Below are 16,337 nucleotides of genomic sequence, written 5' to 3' on the forward strand. Positions count from 1 at the left end.
TTGACAATATTCTTTCCTGTAAAATGACAAATCCAAAGCAAATTAATAATAGCTAATAAGGAAATAATTTGTTCTAATTCTAAATAATACATATGTTTACAGCACCATTTGGTATTAGTCTAAATAATTACATCCAAATGCATCTTACATCCTAATAAAAACTTCCATCACGAATGTTGAAAAGTAATTTTACAATGAGATCGCTGTTGTTCACGGCAATAGTAGCGGTAAGTCTTTCTTCATGCAGCGACGACGACGATACACCTGTGACACCACCTGTTGTAGCTGACCTGCGTACCAAAATTGACTACGCAAAAGTTACCACAACCACTCCTTACAAAGCACTTTTTATCGATGCAAAAGGAGACACAACGGTTGATCTTTCAACGGGTAACAACCGTTACAGAATGTTCCAGGGGCTAAATTATTACTTAGGCTCAGCCGTAAGAGATTCCGCTACACTGGATGCAACGGTCATGAAAAACATGTTTGCCAACACATCTAATCCTTTTGTTGATGTACCTTCTTTGAAAATCGTTGGTGCAACATTGAATTCTTCCGGTGTTCAGCTTAAAGACAAAACAGCTTCTTCAAAAACTGCGGCAGAAATCACAGCGGCGAACACCTATCTTGAAACAAGTTTTGCAGCGATGGCAGATGCCAGCAAATCGGTAAAAAAAGCAGCTTCAAAAGGTGTTGCCGGAAAATCAGGTACTTATCTTCTTGATGCCAAAGGAATTGAGCACGCTCAAATAATTCAGAAAGGTTTGATCGGAGCTCTTCAGCTTGATTATATTTCCAACGTACTGCTTGTTAAAGGCCTGGAAGCTGACAATAAATCCTTGGTATCAGGTAAAAATTACACAGCTTTGGAACATAACTGGGACGAAGCCTATGGTTTGTTAACTTTAAGCCCTGTTTATCTTGCCGGTTCTACCGACGCTGTAAGAGGAACATCAGAATCATTCCTTGGATCTTATATCTGGGAATATAACAAAGAAAATTACGCAAAAATCCAGCCTGCATTTGTAAAAGGTCGTGCTGCAATCGTAAACAACGATGCTGCGGAATTGAAAACGCAGGCAACTTTTATCAGAACGGAAATGGAAAGAGCCATCGCAAAAGCCGCAGTCGGCTATTTGGGCAAATGGAAAACTTCAACGACGGATGCTGCACGTGCACATGCTATGGGTGAAGGTCTTGGATTCATTTACTCTTTGCGTTACGCGTCGATCAACGGAGCGGATGCAGCTTTTTCTGATGCTATCCTGGTTGGACTTGTTGGTTCTGCAAATGGCTTCTGGGACTTGACTCCTGATAAAATCAATGCAGCTGCTGACGCCATCACAGCGAAATTCAAGCTTTAAGATTTAATAAATTTCGTTATTTATTTCCTGGTGGACTGATGTGCATATGCATCGGTCCACTATTATTGTTTAAAAAATGATACTACTAAACTTCAAAAAAAGTGCCCTGATCTTGTTTTTAACAAGTTCACTATGGGCGTGTTCAGGTTCAGGAGGCGGAGATTCTCCGGCAGAAACCATTGATGTCAAAGACAAGAACAGAAAAGATATGTTGACGAATCTGGCCGACAATATCATTATTCCGTCATACGCCAGTTTCCAGACAAAATTTGACTTGATGCTAGCCAAACGAACTGCTTTCATTGCAAAACCTGAGCAGTTGGAATTAGATGCATTAAGACAAGCCTGGGCCGATGCTTATGTAGAATGGCAAAAGGTTGAGCTTTTTGAATTTGGTCCGGGTGAAAAATATTCAATCCGAAATTATTTCAACATTTATCCTGCCAATGTAGCCGGTATCAACAGCGATGTTTCCGAGCTCGCTCCAAACTTTGAAGTCCCTGCATCTTATGACAGACAGGGTTTTCCGGCTTTGGATTATATGATCAATGGTGTGGGCGCGAATGACGCAGCCATTGTAGCATATTACAGCGAGCCAACGGAAGGAGCTAAACGTCTAGCTCATTTGAATAGGCTTACCAACAGAATGGGCGGGCTAATCAACAAAGTAAGAACTGATTGGGCAGGTACCGCGCGTGAAACTTTCATAAACAAAACGGGATTGGATATCAGCTCTTCCTCTTCTTTGATGGTAAATGCTTACGTGCTTCACTATGAAAGATATATCCGGTCAGGAAAATTTGGAATTCCTTCCGGTGCGATGTTAAACGGAATTCCGTCGGCTGAAAAAGTTGAAAGTTTTTACAAAAAGGATTTATCATTAACCTTGGCAAAAACTGCTCAGCAATCTTTTGTTGACTTTTTTAACGGAAAGAATTTCACAACAGGCGTTGAAGGAGCATCTCTAAAAACGTATCTGAACGCATTAGGTGCGAAAGATAGCGCAACCGGAAAAACTTTAAGTGAAATATTGAACACCCAGTTTGAGGTGATCAAAGCGAAGCTGAATACGTTAAAACCAAGTCTGTATGACGAGGTAAAAAGCAACAATCAGGCGATGAAAGATACGTATACCGAAATGCAAAAAGCCGTACGTATGCTGAAAGTTGACATGACTTCTGCGATGAGTATTACAATTACCTATACTGATAACGACGGAGACTAAAACCTTGTCAGTGTGCTGAAAATTTTACGATCTTATACTTCTGCGGCTCCTCTGGTTGTTTTCAGGATTGCTTTTGGAACGATGCTATTTTTGAGCATAATCCGCTTTTGGAGAAAAGGCTGGATTGAAGATCTGTATATAAAACCTAAATACTTTTTCCCTTTTTACGGTTTTGAATTCATAAAACCGTTGGGAGAATACACTTATTTTCTCTTTGCAGTTTGTGCCATTTGTGCTTTGCTGGTTGCATTGGGTTTATTTTACAGAATCGCAAGTATTGGACTATTCCTAACCTTTACCTATATCGAGCTGATCGACAAATCCACTTACCTCAATCATTATTATTTCGTAAGTGTTATCAGTTTTATGCTGATTTTTTTGCCAGCCAATGCTTATTTCTCTTTTGACGCATACCGAAACAAAAATTTTCAGACGGATCAGATTCCGGTATGGTGCATTTTTGTCATTAAAGCCATGGTCTGCATCCTCTATTTCTATGCTGGCGTGGCAAAATTAAACAGCGACTGGCTCTTAAACGCTTTACCGCTCAAAATCTGGCTTCCGGCAAAAAACGACATGCCCGTTATCGGTTTCCTTTTCAATTATAAATGGATTCCTTACGTATTCAGCTGGTTTGGATGTTTTTACGATCTGAGTATTCCATTTTTTCTTTGGAACAAAAAAACGCGCCCCTTTGCTTTTATTGCTGTGGTTATTTTCCATGGACTTACCGCAATCCTTTTTCCAATCGGCATGTTTCCTTACATCATGATCGTCACGGCATTGATTTTCTTTTCAGGTCCGTTTCATCAGAATATCATCAACAGGCTTGGAGGTATACTTGGGTTAAAGGTTTCGTTTTTGAAAAATGACAAAAAATACGTTTATAACCAACTTACTTCCAATATTGCAAGCACTGTTTTTTCAATATTTTTTCTAATTCAACTCGTACTTCCCTTCCGGTATTTAGCATATCCCGACGAACTATTCTGGACCGAAGAAGGCTATCGTTTTTCCTGGCGTGTGATGCTCATGGAAAAAGCGGGTTATACCCAGTTTCAGATTAAAGACAAAACAGGAAAAACACTCATTGTAAATAACAATTTGTTTTTGACCACTTTACAGGAAAAAGCCATGTCCACACAACCCGACATGATTTTACAATACGCCCACATACTTCGCGATTATTACAGTCGTCACGGATTCAAAAATCCTGAGGTATATGTTGATTCTTACGTCGCGCTCAATGGCCGTTTGGGAAAACCACTGGTCAATCCCGAAGTTAACCTGGCCGCAGAAACGGAATCTTTCCAACACAAATTCTGGATAACTCACTTCGATAATGAAATTAAAGGTTTTTAATATTTTTATATTTTGTCTGATGATTACCAAAACGCTGGCGCAAACTCAGCTCTCGGGAATTATTATTTCAAAAAAAGATAGTTTGCCGGTTCAGGGCTGCACAATTTTTGTAACCAAAGGAGGTCAAAGCACTACAAGTGACGAGAATGGCAAGTTTCTAATTTCCATCAGCTCAGGAAATCATAGCGTCCATATCTCCCACCCCGATTTCAAATCGTATCAGCATTATTTTAAAACTGACGGTCAACCTGTCATTCTAAATTTTACACTGCATAGTAGAGAAAACGATCTGGAAGAAATTACCGTCACTGAAAAACAAAGTGATTTTGGCTATGCCCGAATGCGCGGCGTTGAAAATATGGGAATTTATGAAGGCAAAAAAACAGAGGTAATTTTGCCGGATAAGCTGGTTGCAAACCTTGCAACAAACAATGCCAGACAAGTTTATGCGCGTGTTCCGGGACTTAATATTTATGAAAACGACGGAGCCGGATTGCAGCTTAGTATCGGAGGCCGCGGCCTGGATCCGAACCGGAGTTCCAATTTTAATGTTCGTCAAAACGGTTACGATATCAGCGCCGATGCACTGGGTTATCCGGAAAGTTATTATACACCACCCATAGAAGCTGTGGGCAGAATACAAATTATTCGCGGTGCAGCATCTTTACAATACGGAACGCAGTTTGGTGGATTATTAAATTTTGTAATGAAAAAACCGGTTGAAAATAGGAAGCTGGAATTGGTTGTCAGACAAAGTACCGGCTCATTCGGTTTTTATAATTCCTTTACGAGCGCCAGCGGAACGGTGGGAAAACTGAGTTATTACACTTTTGTTCAATACAAAAGAGGTGACGGATGGCGACCGAATTCCCATTTTAATAATGTGACTGTTTTTTCAAATGTTAATTACAAAATCTCCGAAAAGACGAAAGTTGGTATCGACATTACACACATGAATTATCTGGCTCAACAACCTGGCGGTCAATCTGACGATATGTTCAATACCGATCCCCGTCAAAGTAATCGTGAACGTAACTGGTTCAAGGTCAATTGGAATATGCTTGCGTTAAATTTTGACCATAAGTTTAATGCGATGAATGAATTTAACCTTCGCCTTTTTGGTCTATCCGCTTTTCGTTATTCGCTGGGTTTTCGGCCAAACCGCGTTGCCACTATTGATGACAATAGCGAAAGAGATTTAATCAAAGGAAATTTCACGAACTGGGGGGCAGAAGCTCGTTATCTAAAAAGATATTACACCGGAAAAATGCAAAATGTTTTACTGGTGGGAACAAGATATTATCACGGTTTCAACCACAGTTTACAAGGAGCAGGAAGTAATGGAAAAGATGCCAATTTCAATTTCGTTGACGCTGATAAACTCGTTACATATGACTACCGTTTTCCAAACCGAAATATTTCTGTTTTTGCTGAAAACGTTTTATATGTCAATGATCGGTTTTCAATAACGCCGGGTATTCGCTTTGAATACATCCATACTATTGCGGACGGTTATTATGGAAATATTTCGAGAGATTTAGCAGGAAATATTATCAATATCTCAAAGACGGATGAGTACAGAACCAACGGCAGACAATTTGTAATTGCAGGTTTGGGACTGAGTTACAAACCTGCCCCGCATCTTGATATGTATGGAAATTTATCCCAAAATTATCGTTCTATCACATTCAGTGACATGCGAATTTCAAATCCTTCATCGGTTATCGACCCGAATATGAAAGATGAAAAAGGTCATTCACTTGATATTGGAATCAGAAGTTACCAGACTTCATTATACAATTTTGATGTAAGCGGTTTTTACCTGAACTATAACAACCGTATCGGGGAAGTACAATTTTATGATGAAAGCAACCGCGTGCTCCGGAAAAGAGGAAATGTCGGACGGGCCGTGATTATGGGTTTAGAATCATATGGTGAAGCCGATTTTTTGAGATTACTAATCCCGAAAACAAATTTTAGCGGCGTTTTATTTACCAATATTGCAGTCATTCATTCCACTTATAAAGAAAGTGAAATTGTTGGTGTAAAAGGAAAACAAGTTGAATTTGTTCCGAAATTCAACATAAAATCCGGCATACGGTTTGGTTATAAAAATCTGAAAGCATCTTTTCAATATACCCATTTATCTGATCAGTTTACCGAAGCAACCAACGCGGTTGATGGTGGCGTAACAGGAGTTGTCGGAATTATTCCGGCCTATACGATTATGGATGCCAGCGTTTCTTACGAATATAAAAAACTTAGATTTGAAGGAAGCGTAAATAATCTGGCAAACCGCATGTATTTTACCCGTCGCGCCACGGGTTATCCCGGACCAGGAATTTTACCTTCCGATGGTCGTGGATTTTATATTACCGTTCAGGTGAAGATTTAAATACGTATGCTCCCCGAAAGTTAAAAATCGTTAAATACCTTTCAGTGATTAGATTAGCAGCATTGAGGCTCTTACTTTTATTACAAAAAACCTCATGCTGCAAAACTACTTCAAAATCGCCTGGCGTAATCTTGTCAAACGGAAATTCTTCTCCCTGGTAAGTATCCTCGGATTATCTGCCGGGATGACTTTCACTTTCCTGATCGGAAGTTATGTCTGGGGAGAATTACAGGTAAATAAATCTTTAAAAAATCCGGATAACCAATATATCCTGCAAAGCAAATGGAAACAACCGGATATGGTTGTTGAAATTGCTACACTTGGGCCGCTGGGAAAGACATTAAAGGAAGAATATCCAAATCTGGTTGCCAATTATTACCGTTACGACGGAATAACAGTTGTTGTGTCAAATGGTGAAAAACACTTCAGGGAGGAGGCCCAGGCGGGGGATTCTACTTTACTTTCCATGTATGGATTTCCTTTGATATATGGTAATCCTCGAACAGCACTTCAACAGCCGAATTCAATCGCACTTACGGAAGAAAAAGCCATTAAATACTTTGGGACAAATGATGTTCTGGGCAAAAATATTACCCTGGATAATTTTGTTGGCGGAAAACAGGAATTCAAAATAACAGCTGTTCTAAAATCTTTACCAAATAATTCCGTAACAAATCTTCTAAAATCACCTGCGGAAATTTTCATTCCATTAAACGGCCTGAATGGCAGAAACGGTGCTGACAGTTGGTCATTTCCTTATATGATCACATTTATAGAACTTAAAAATGGCGTGACAACAAAAGATCTGGAAAAACCGATTGCCCGGATTTTAAAAACAAACACCACTGAAAATATTAAAGCCAATTTGCAGGTATACTCGACACCGTTGAAAGCATTTTACATGGAACAAAATAACGGTCTGGTAAGAAAAATGATCTATACACTTCTCGGTGTATCCATTTTTATATTGCTGATGGCTGTGGTAAATTTTGTCAATATCGCCATAGGAAATTCGTCTTCCAGATTGAAAGAGATTGGTGTCCGGAAAGTGTTGGGCAGCAGGAGAAACCAATTGATATTCCAGTTTTTGGCTGAATCCTTTATTCTGGCCGTTATATCAATGATATTATCCATAGGTCTTTACGAGTTGTTCAGACCTTATTTTGAAGATATGCTCGGAAAAAGCATAAATTCAATTTTCACGCTTCTACCTTATTCTTTAATTATTTCTGTTTTAATTGCTGCGGTAATGGCCTTGCTGGCAGGTATATATCCGGCTTTCATTTTATCTTCCCTTCCCGCAATTGAGTCTGTCAAAGGAAAACTGAAATCAGTTAAGGAAAATATTTTATTCCGAAGAGTGTTAATTGCCTCTCAATTTTCGATTGCCCTATTTGTATTTATCGCTGCAACTTTGGTCTCCAGGCAAGTCAGTTATTTTTTTAATAAGGATCTGGGTTATAATAAGGAATCGATTATTTCGATCGCTACGCCACGGGATTGGACGCCCGGAGGTGTTATCAAAATGGAGGGAATCCGGGAAGAAATGGCTCATCTCAAAGAAGTTGACAAAGTAAGTTTATCTTATGAAATTCCGAATGGAAACTTTGGCGGAAACACGGGATTGTACAAAATGGGACAAGATTCCACGGAGGCTATTTATACGCAAATTCTTTCCACCGACGAAAAATATGCAGAAACATACCAGCTCAACGTTTTAGCCGGAAAATTTTTCTTCGCCAAACAAGGTGTATACCGGCCAGATGAAATTATCCTGAACGAAAAAGCCGCAAAATCACTTGGTTTTATGAATCCCCAGGATGCTATTGGTCAGCAAATCAGGATGCATTTCAGCTCTACTCCTTTAACTATCGGCGGTGTTGTCAAAAATTTTCATTTTGAATCAATGCATCAGGAAATTAAACCTCTGGCCTTTCTCCATATTCGGAATGCGAATATTTATCGGTTTCTTTCTTTTAAAATTCCTGCTGGAAATGTCTCACAATCACTTGCCGCTATTGAAAATAAGTGGCGAATTTTGATGCCTGAAACTGCGTTCGAATATTCTTTCATGGACGACACACTCGCGAAGCTATATAAATCCGAAATGCAGTTAAAACAGGCTGCAAATGTGGCAACCATACTTTCCGTCATCATTGTATTACTTGGAATCCTAGGAATGGTTTCCATGAATGTTTCCCGACGAACACGTGAAGTGGGAATCAGGAAAGTCCTGGGCGCCTCTTATGCAAATGTCACGATGTTATTTTTAAGCGAGTTTTTAATGATGATTTTCACCGCGATGCTCATTGCTTTTCCACTTGCGTTCCTTAGTATGAATAAATGGCTGCAAATTTATGCTTACCGTGTTGAGATTAGCTGGATTAGTTTCGCCACGGTCGGTATCATTTTCTCCTTGGTCGTTTGCATTTTAGTTGCCCTGGTTACTTACAAGGCAGCGGTTATGAATCCGGTTAAAGCAATAAAGATGGAATAGTACACAATTTATTTTCCAAAATATAAAATCCATAATAATCTAACAGACAGATTATTATGGATTTTTTTTGATTTACTTTCAGCATTATCAAAAAAAAATTTCTTAATCTGTAACAGTTTTCCGGTTCAGTCGTCTTTGTCATTGAAATGGATTTACAAGCTTTTAAGCAACATATCGTTCCCGTGCAAGCCCGCCTTTTCCGGCTGGCTCAAATGTTTCTTCGCAATCGCGAGGAGGCTGAGGATGCAACGCAGAATGTGCTTTTAAAGCTTTGGACAAACAGACAAAAATTGGACAGCTATCAAAGTGTGGAAGCTTTGGCCGTACAAATGACCCGAAATGAATGTCTTGACAGGATTAAATCGCATAGCAGAAAAAAGATGGCCCATGATTTTGATATGAAGGAAGTGAAGGCAAATCAGATTTCACCCTATAAGCAGGTGGAAAATGCAGACAATGCCTCCCTGATCGGGAAACTGATCGGAGAACTTCCTGAACAGCAAAAACTTGTTCTTCATTTGCGCGACGTGGAGGAATATTCATTTCAAGAAATTGAAAAAGTTACAGGATTAAGCGCGGCAAACATTCGGGTGATTTTGTCCAGAGCACGCCAAAGGTTGAGGGAGAATTATTTAAAAGACAATGACTATGAACCAGGATATTGACGATTTACTAAATAAATATTACGAGGGAGAAACAACGCTGGAGGAGGAAAAATATCTTCGGTCGTTTTTTCAAAAAGATAATATTCCTGCGTATTTACAAAGTCACGCGGCTCAATTCCGCTACTTTGCTGATGCTGGAAAAGAACAGCCATCAACAGCATTTGATTTTGAGATACCGCAGGAAACTATCGGTAAAAAATCAGTAAAAATAAAGGCATTAACAAGCTGGACTTTACGAATCGCGGCCGGTTTGGCTTTATTAGTTACAGGTTTCGCCTCTGGTTTTATTTATAGTTACAAACTTGAAAAAAATCACAATTCGGAGAATAGTTATATTTCTAAAAGTGAAGCTGAACCCTTTTTAAAAATGAGAAAAGTACTGGCTTTTGATCAATCTGAAAATACTTCGGCCAGTGACCGAATCCAGGCGGTTTCCCAGAGTTATGAATTGTCAGGCGCAGATGCCGAAATCACAGAATTGCTGGTCAATGTCCTCAATTTTGATGTTAATGTAAACGTTCGGCTAGCTGCTTTTCAGGCTTTATTACGCTTTGAAAATGAAGACGGCGTACGTCAGGCATTGATTCAGTCACTGTCAATTCAAACAGACCCGAATCTTCAAATCAGGCTTATTGAGGCTTTGGTGCGAATGAAAGAAAAACGTGCTGTGGACCAAATTCAGCGAATTGCAAAAAATCAGGAAGTGATGGATATCGTTCGGGCAAAAGCGGAAGAAGGACTAAGCTTTTTGAATCAGAAAAAAAATCCAGCCTCTTAATTATTAAACACCGTGTAGTATAAATCTTCATTTTGGAGAGCAGGATATCTATGCCCTTTTCAATTAATAAATAGTATCGATTCACATTTTTTAAATCAAGTCCATGAAAAAAATCACCTTATTAATTTCAGTTATCCTGTGGCTTGCCACGCACGTTCATGCACAGGAATTTAAAACCAAGCTCGCTAATTCAAAGGATCAAAAAGTATTCATTGAAATGAACACGAGCGAAATCACGATTGAAGGAACTAACTCGGACGAAATTTCAATTACGGCTTCCTCCAAAATTGATCCGCTTCCTGAACGTGCAAAAGGATTGAAACCGGTTTATTATGGTGTGGAAGACAACACCGGAATTGGCCTGTCCGTAACGAAAGAAGACGGCGCGATCAAGATTGAAAAAGCGGTGAGAAAATCTATCAAGTACACCATTCGCATTCCTAAAAAAGTCGCCGTAAAATTTAAAGAAACCAACTGGCAGGGCGGTTCCAGCTTGTCCATCAGCAACATGGACGGCGACCTGGAAGTGAGCACACTTAGTGCAGATATTGACCTGTTGCATATAAGCGGCCCTGTGGTGGCAAACAGTACAAGTGGCTCCATTAAAGTGATTTACGAAAATTTAAATCAGTTAAAGCCATCGGCCATATCAACCATTAGCGGTTCGGTAGATGTGACCTTACCGGCAAGTGTCAAATCCAATCTCAGCCTGCACACCATTAACGGAGAAATATATACCGACTTTGACCTTGGGTTGAAAAATGAGAAAAACGGCATGTCGAAAATCAGCATGGGAAGCTCGGTGAAAGGCGCAACCAATGGCGGCGGCGTGGAAATTCAGCTTAACACCATCAGTAATAATATTTATATCCGTAAACAGAAATAACAACAATCTCCCTGACTTTTTTAGCTATGAAAAAATATACATTTTTACTTTTGGTTTTGATCTTCAACCAGGCGTTTTCGCAAAAAATTATTGATAAAAAACTTCCGTTCACTCCCGGTCAAACGGTCAATCTGAATCTGAGGTTCGGAGATAGTATCAAAGTGCGTTATTGGGATAAAAACGAAGTTTCCGTCCACATTTCCGCAACGATCAACGGCGGAAAACTGAATGATGCTTTAACAATAACCTCGGAGAATACGGCTCAGCAAATATCTCTCAAAACGGATTTGAACCAGGATATGCTTTTGGACGGAAAAGCAGAGGATTGTCCGGATAAAAAATACTCTTACAATTCAGAGAAAGGTGGAAAACGGTTTTACGTGTGCAGCGAAATAAATTACCAGGTTTTTCTGCCGCGTCAGGCCAAACTTATTCTTGAAACGATTAACGGGAACATTGATATTGAAGGTGCATCGATGGCCGTAAATGCTAAAACGATAAGCGGTTTCGTGGACATGAGCTGGCCAAAATCAAAAGGCGCCAACCTTGGTATGAAGACAATTACAGGTGAAATTTACACAGATTTTACCATTGATTACAAGGATAAAAAACAGAAAAATCCTATTGTAGGTTATTTACTTGAAGGATCAATGAATGGCGGTGGACCTGAAATAAAGCTGGAATCAATCAGTAATAATGTCTATTTCCGACAAATAAAATAGACATATTTTGTAGTTATTCCAGGCAAAAAAATAACCCGGAATTCATATTACTACCGGGTTATTTTTTGATATTTATTGCTCCGCTATACCTTCATTAGTCTTCTTTTTTATTTTATAACTGTTCTTTTCTTTCTGTAAATTCTCCGCTGCATCAATGGAATGTGAATGATGAATATCATGATCGTCCTCGGAAATATCGGATAATTTTTGGTAAAACTTGTGCAGCACATTGAGCTCATCCTCAGTTAAATCTTCTATGTCAACCATCCTGTTACTTGCATGTTTGCTTGCTGCTATCAGCTCATTCAGTTTGAGATGGACTGCTTTGGAATCTTTGTTTTGGGATTTCTGAATTATAAATACCATCAAAAATGTGATGATGGTTGTGGACGTGTTAATGACCAGCTGCCATGTATCCGAGTAATTAAACAGTGGCCCTGTTACTCCCCAGATGAGGATAATTAAAAAAGCAATCAGGAAAGCTGGTGAGCTTCCCGTCCAGTTCGTGATTTTTGTTGCAATTTTTTCAAACCCCGCACTTATTTTATTTGGCATAGGTATTATTATTTAGTGGATGGTTATAAATTTTGATAGAACCTTTACCATCAAATTTTGTGCCTGATTTCTAATTCTTACAAGAACATACCGTTAAAGCTTCTCATTTAACTACAATTTAATCTGTCCCGCCTCCATACTATTAATGAATTACTGAATTACCATTAATAAAATCGGTTAGATTGGAGCAATTTCTCAATGTTCCTTCTCTAACTGTAATTACCACCACAGGATCATTGACTTGTACCGTTACACCGGCTGATTCAGCACATATCTTTGTGAAGCACAAAGAAAGTACCGTATACAAATCTAATTGGTTAGAACCTGGCCAATAAATTTGGACAAAAGTTTAGAATTCATTTCACTCTATATTAAATCATGGAACAGAAGCTTCCCTTACCACCGTTTGATTTCGATAGCGCTACTCAAAAAGTCCAGCTTGCAGAAGATGCCTGGAATAGCCAGAATCCAGAAAGAGTCTCCCTTGCCTACACGGTAAATACCGAATGGAGAAATCGTTCGGAATTCGTGAATGGTCGGGAAGAAGTCGTAAAATTTCTATCGACCAAATGGCAGAGAGAATTGAGTTACAAACTTAAAAAAGAACTCTGGGCTTTCACTGAAAACCGAATCGCTGTCCGTTTCGAATATGAATACCACGACAAAGATGGTCAATGGTTTCGTGCTTACGGAAATGAAAACTGGGAGTTTGATGAAAATGGATTAATGCAAAGAAGATTTGCAAGTATCAATGATCTTGCCATTAAAGAAGAGGACAGAAGATTATAGTATCATTGTACGTCTTTTTCATAGGTTCGCGAAGCGATAATAGTGTCCGGTTTGGGAGGCGAGCCGGTTTAATAATTTCTAACAAGTACTAAGTAAATCGCTTAATTTCAGTGTACTATCATTAAAATATTTAACTTTATTTCCTTGTTCTCAACGTAGCCTATACAAAGCTGTGTGAGATTTCACCAACCACCACAAGGAAAGAATGATTAGAACTTTTACTATTATTATGCTGATTTGCTTTACGGCGAGTTTAGTTGTTGCGCAATCTGGACAGATATTAAAAAAGTTGGAAAGACCCAAAGATATTTCGGCTACAAACAGCGTCCTTACAAAAACTTCAAATGCACAGCTTAAAGGAATAAACCAGAATTTCCGTCTTGTTTCGTTAAATTTCAGTGCCGATCAATTTCGAAATCTGATTGATAAAAATCTTGAAATTGAAATTCCCGGAATTGAAGATTTGCCGGTCGAATTGGAATTACATCAGGTTACGATCACATCTTCCGATTTTACCATATCCAATTTAACTGATAAAAACCAAACTGAGGCAATTATTGACCAAAGCGTTTTTTACCGCGGAAAAATAAAAGGCGATGAAAACTCGCTGGCATCTTTGAGCTTCATAAATAATGAGCTTTCCGGAATGATTATCGACAGCAGCGGAACAAGAGTCCTGGGAAAAAACCAGGATCCGACTGCGACGGAAACCAGCTATATTCTTTACTACGAAAATGACATTACCGCTGATTTCAAATTTCTTTGCGGATCAATAGAAAAGGATTTCTCCGAAAGAAAAAATGCCCGCTTAACTGAAAAATCCGAGACAGAAGAGTGTAAATATTTAGGTGTTTATATTGAAACAGACAAGTCGGTATATGACAAATTTGGCAGCAAAGCAAATGTCACAGCTTATGTCCTCGGACTTTTCAATCAGGTAGCTACTTTGTTTGCAGCAGAGCACATCGCCTTTCGTATTTCAGGATTATATATTTGGGACACACTTGATCCTTATGCATCAAGCCAAACCAACTTGGATGATGCCTTAAGCGTCTTTCAAAGTTATTGGAATGCTAAAAACAATAATTTTCCGGGACAGTTCGCTCACCTTTTAACCTGCCGGCCTCTGGGTGGCGGAAATGCAAATATGGATGCCATGGACAACCGGAACAAGGCATATGGTGTGAACATGGTTTATGGTAACTACAAAATTGTTCCTGCATATTCCTGGGATGTAAAAGTATTTGCACATGAGCTTGGCCACAACCTGGGCTCACCACATACACATTCCTGCACTTGGCCGGGCGGCGCGATTGATAACTGCACGACGGTGGAAGGAAATTGCCCTCCCGGACCAACTCCCGTAAATGGCGGAACGATCATGAGTTACTGCCAAAATACCAGCATTGGCATCAATCTGGCCCTGGGTTTTGGTCCGCTCCCCGGCAATTTGATACGCAGCAGAGTTTCAAATAATAATACTTTACCCGTTTCGAATAGCATGCCTTCCGATTTACTAGCCTATAATGTCGCAGCACGAAGTGCAACTTTACAATGGAATTTCAGCGGATCGAATACTTCACATATCCTTCAATATAAGACAACATCTTCAACTGGAAACTGGATCGAATTGCAGACGATAAAAAATACAATTCTACTCTCTAACTTATCACCCAATACCAATTACAACTGGCGGATAAAAGGGAATTGCTCTGAATATACAGAAATCCAGACTTTTGCGACAAACAATACTCAGCCGACTTATTGTCAGCCTGTTGACCAATGTTCAAAAGCGATTGGAGTTGGTATAAATTCTGTTTTCATCAATAATCTGTCTTTAAGCACGGCATCGGATTGCGCCGTTGGCGGTTATACATTTAATACTTCCGCTCCCATTCCGCAACTTATTGCAGGGCAAAGTTATGCTTTTAATATTTCATTGATTGGTTACAATTTTGCACAGTACATTAAAGCATGGATTGATTATAATAATGACGGGGAATTCACAACCGATGAATTAATTGCAGAAACGAAAACTTCACTAACCGGCAATTTTTCCGGTACATTTAAAACACCTGATAATCAAATTTCCCTTAGCACCAGAATTCGTATACGATCAAATTATTTCTATGCCAGTTTCAACTCCTGCGACAACCTATCGCTGGGAGAAACGGAAGATTATCTGGTTAATTTTATTCCTTCCATGCCTCTTCCAGTCAAATTTATTTCAGTAAATGTGTCCAGACAAAATAACAATGCTGTTTTGAATTGGGAAACAACGGATGAAGATGCTGGCTTTTTATTTGATATTGAGAAAAGTATTAATGCCAAAGATTTTAAAAATATAGGACAAATTCCAGGCAACGGGCCCTCTTCACAGATTAATAAATATAATTTCAGTGATGAAATAGCCGAACAGAATGTACCAGCATTCTATTACCGGATAAAAATGCCGGATGGTTCAAATAATTTCATTTATTCAAGAATTCTAGCACTGAATTTCAATGTACTGGCAAACCCGGATATCATGATCTGGCCTAATCCATTTCAGGATTATTTGAAGCTTTCAATAAAAACATTAAATAAGGGACTTGTTCATTTCATCCTTTACAACATTCAGGGCAGGGCGGTCAGGAGAGATCAAAAGTATCTTTTACCAGGTGAAACAAGTTATGAAATGAAAAACATTTCAGGATTATCGGCGGGGAATTATATCTTAAAAATTAATGATGAGAAAAATGCTTATTCAGAGATTGTTATTAAAAACCCCTGACTGATAAATCCGTCATAATGAGGATATAGGTAATATTACAATTTTAATTAAAAACTTATCTTTCGAAAATTTTAAATATTCTTAGTATTTCAAATTAAAGATTTCGAAATTATTCTCCTTTGAATTTAGACAAAATAAATAAAATCCATTCCCGGTCAGCCACTTACAAATAAAAAAAGAATCCCGGAAGCCCGAGATTCTTATATATGTTACCCTCCTCTACACACTAAGTAAGTGTGTTATGCTACAAATATATTATAAACAAGCAGAAAAACAAAACCTTACAAAATAAGAAATTATTCACTGGTAATTTTAGTTTGAAG

12 protein-coding genes are annotated in these 16,337 nt (G+C 38.8%); 11 read left to right on the forward strand and 1 reads right to left on the reverse strand.

All coding sequences use genetic code 11. The features are described 5' to 3' along the window. Positions 1–194: 194 nt before the first annotated feature. The 9 genes from FZF08_RS17960 (at position 195) to FZF08_RS18000 (ending at position 11,897) form a co-directional block, all read left to right on the forward strand. Positions 195–1,367, forward strand: coding sequence for a DUF4856 domain-containing protein (locus FZF08_RS17960; protein ID WP_229216585.1), 1,173 nt, complete (start codon positions 195–197; stop codon positions 1,365–1,367). Positions 1,368–1,443: 76 nt separating this feature from the next. Beyond that, complete coding sequence (locus tag FZF08_RS17965; protein WP_159471247.1) at positions 1,444–2,592, forward strand: imelysin family protein; 1,149 nt, start codon at positions 1,444–1,446, stop codon at positions 2,590–2,592. Between the two features lie 12 nt (positions 2,593–2,604). Beyond that, complete coding sequence (locus tag FZF08_RS17970) at positions 2,605–3,954, forward strand: HTTM domain-containing protein (protein ID WP_159471249.1); 1,350 nt, start codon at positions 2,605–2,607, stop codon at positions 3,952–3,954. Beyond that, entirely contained in the window at positions 3,935–6,349 is a 2,415-nt protein-coding gene (locus FZF08_RS17975) for a TonB-dependent receptor domain-containing protein (protein ID WP_159471251.1), read from the forward strand. The genes FZF08_RS17970 and FZF08_RS17975 overlap by 20 nt, the downstream gene beginning before the upstream one ends. Before the next feature lie 94 nt (positions 6,350–6,443). Next, positions 6,444–8,846, forward strand: a complete 2,403-nt coding sequence (locus tag FZF08_RS17980; protein WP_159471253.1) for an ABC transporter permease — start codon at positions 6,444–6,446, stop codon at positions 8,844–8,846. Positions 8,847–8,992: 146 nt separating this feature from the next. Further along, positions 8,993–9,511: an RNA polymerase sigma factor gene (locus tag FZF08_RS17985; protein WP_159471255.1), complete on the forward strand. Its 519-nt coding sequence runs from the start codon at positions 8,993–8,995 to the stop codon at positions 9,509–9,511. Beyond that, on the forward strand, positions 9,495–10,289 hold the full coding sequence (locus tag FZF08_RS17990) for a HEAT repeat domain-containing protein (RefSeq protein ID WP_159471257.1): 795 nt from the start codon (positions 9,495–9,497) through the stop codon (positions 10,287–10,289). Before FZF08_RS17985 ends, FZF08_RS17990 begins: the two co-directional genes overlap by 17 nt. A gap of 103 nt (positions 10,290–10,392) precedes the next feature. Then, positions 10,393–11,175: a DUF4097 family beta strand repeat-containing protein gene (locus tag FZF08_RS17995; protein WP_159471259.1), complete on the forward strand. Its 783-nt coding sequence runs from the start codon at positions 10,393–10,395 to the stop codon at positions 11,173–11,175. Positions 11,176–11,201: 26 nt separating this feature from the next. Next, positions 11,202–11,897, forward strand: coding sequence for a hypothetical protein (locus FZF08_RS18000; protein WP_159471261.1), 696 nt, complete (start codon positions 11,202–11,204; stop codon positions 11,895–11,897). 72 nt (positions 11,898–11,969) lie between these two features. On the opposite strand, the gene FZF08_RS18005 is transcribed toward FZF08_RS18000, so the two are convergent. Continuing rightward, positions 11,970–12,452, reverse strand: a complete 483-nt coding sequence (locus tag FZF08_RS18005; RefSeq protein WP_159471263.1) for a low affinity iron permease family protein — start codon at positions 12,450–12,452, stop codon at positions 11,970–11,972. A 378-nt stretch (positions 12,453–12,830) separates the two neighbouring features. Between FZF08_RS18005 and FZF08_RS18010 the strand changes: the two genes are divergently transcribed. Both FZF08_RS18010 and FZF08_RS18015 read left to right on the forward strand, forming a co-directional pair. Further along, positions 12,831–13,241 carry a nuclear transport factor 2 family protein gene (locus tag FZF08_RS18010; protein ID WP_159471265.1) on the forward strand — a complete coding sequence of 137 codons (411 nt, stop codon included), beginning with the start codon at positions 12,831–12,833 and terminating at the stop codon, positions 13,239–13,241. 205 nt (positions 13,242–13,446) lie between these two features. Continuing rightward, the gene (locus FZF08_RS18015) at positions 13,447–16,014 is read left to right on the forward strand and encodes a M12 family metallo-peptidase (RefSeq protein ID WP_159471267.1); all 2,568 of its coding nucleotides are present in this window, start codon (positions 13,447–13,449) and stop codon (positions 16,012–16,014) included. Positions 16,015–16,337 lie beyond the last annotated feature (323 nt).

This window comes from Dyadobacter sp. 3J3 (assembly GCF_009801115.1).
Taxonomy (GTDB): Bacteria; Bacteroidota; Bacteroidia; order Cytophagales; family Spirosomataceae; genus Dyadobacter.

Bases quoted from the DNA above. Each gene is read 5' to 3' on its own strand.
- FZF08_RS18015 (WP_159471267.1), top strand. From the start codon at position 13,447: ATGATTAGAACTTTTACTATTATTATGCTGATTTGCTTTACGGCGAGT.
- FZF08_RS17965 (WP_159471247.1), top strand. From the start codon at position 1,444: ATGATACTACTAAACTTCAAAAAAAGTGCCCTGATCTTGTTTTTAACA.
- FZF08_RS18005 (WP_159471263.1), bottom strand. From the start codon at position 12,452: ATGCCAAATAAAATAAGTGCGGGGTTTGAAAAAATTGCAACAAAAATC.
- FZF08_RS17960 (WP_229216585.1), top strand. From the start codon at position 195: ATGAGATCGCTGTTGTTCACGGCAATAGTAGCGGTAAGTCTTTCTTCA.
- FZF08_RS17995 (WP_159471259.1), top strand. From the start codon at position 10,393: ATGAAAAAAATCACCTTATTAATTTCAGTTATCCTGTGGCTTGCCACG.
- FZF08_RS18000 (WP_159471261.1), top strand. From the start codon at position 11,202: ATGAAAAAATATACATTTTTACTTTTGGTTTTGATCTTCAACCAGGCG.
- FZF08_RS17975 (WP_159471251.1), top strand. From the start codon at position 3,935: ATGAAATTAAAGGTTTTTAATATTTTTATATTTTGTCTGATGATTACC.
- FZF08_RS17980 (WP_159471253.1), top strand. From the start codon at position 6,444: ATGCTGCAAAACTACTTCAAAATCGCCTGGCGTAATCTTGTCAAACGG.
- FZF08_RS18010 (WP_159471265.1), top strand. From the start codon at position 12,831: ATGGAACAGAAGCTTCCCTTACCACCGTTTGATTTCGATAGCGCTACT.
- FZF08_RS17990 (WP_159471257.1), top strand. From the start codon at position 9,495: ATGAACCAGGATATTGACGATTTACTAAATAAATATTACGAGGGAGAA.
- FZF08_RS17985 (WP_159471255.1), top strand. From the start codon at position 8,993: ATGGATTTACAAGCTTTTAAGCAACATATCGTTCCCGTGCAAGCCCGC.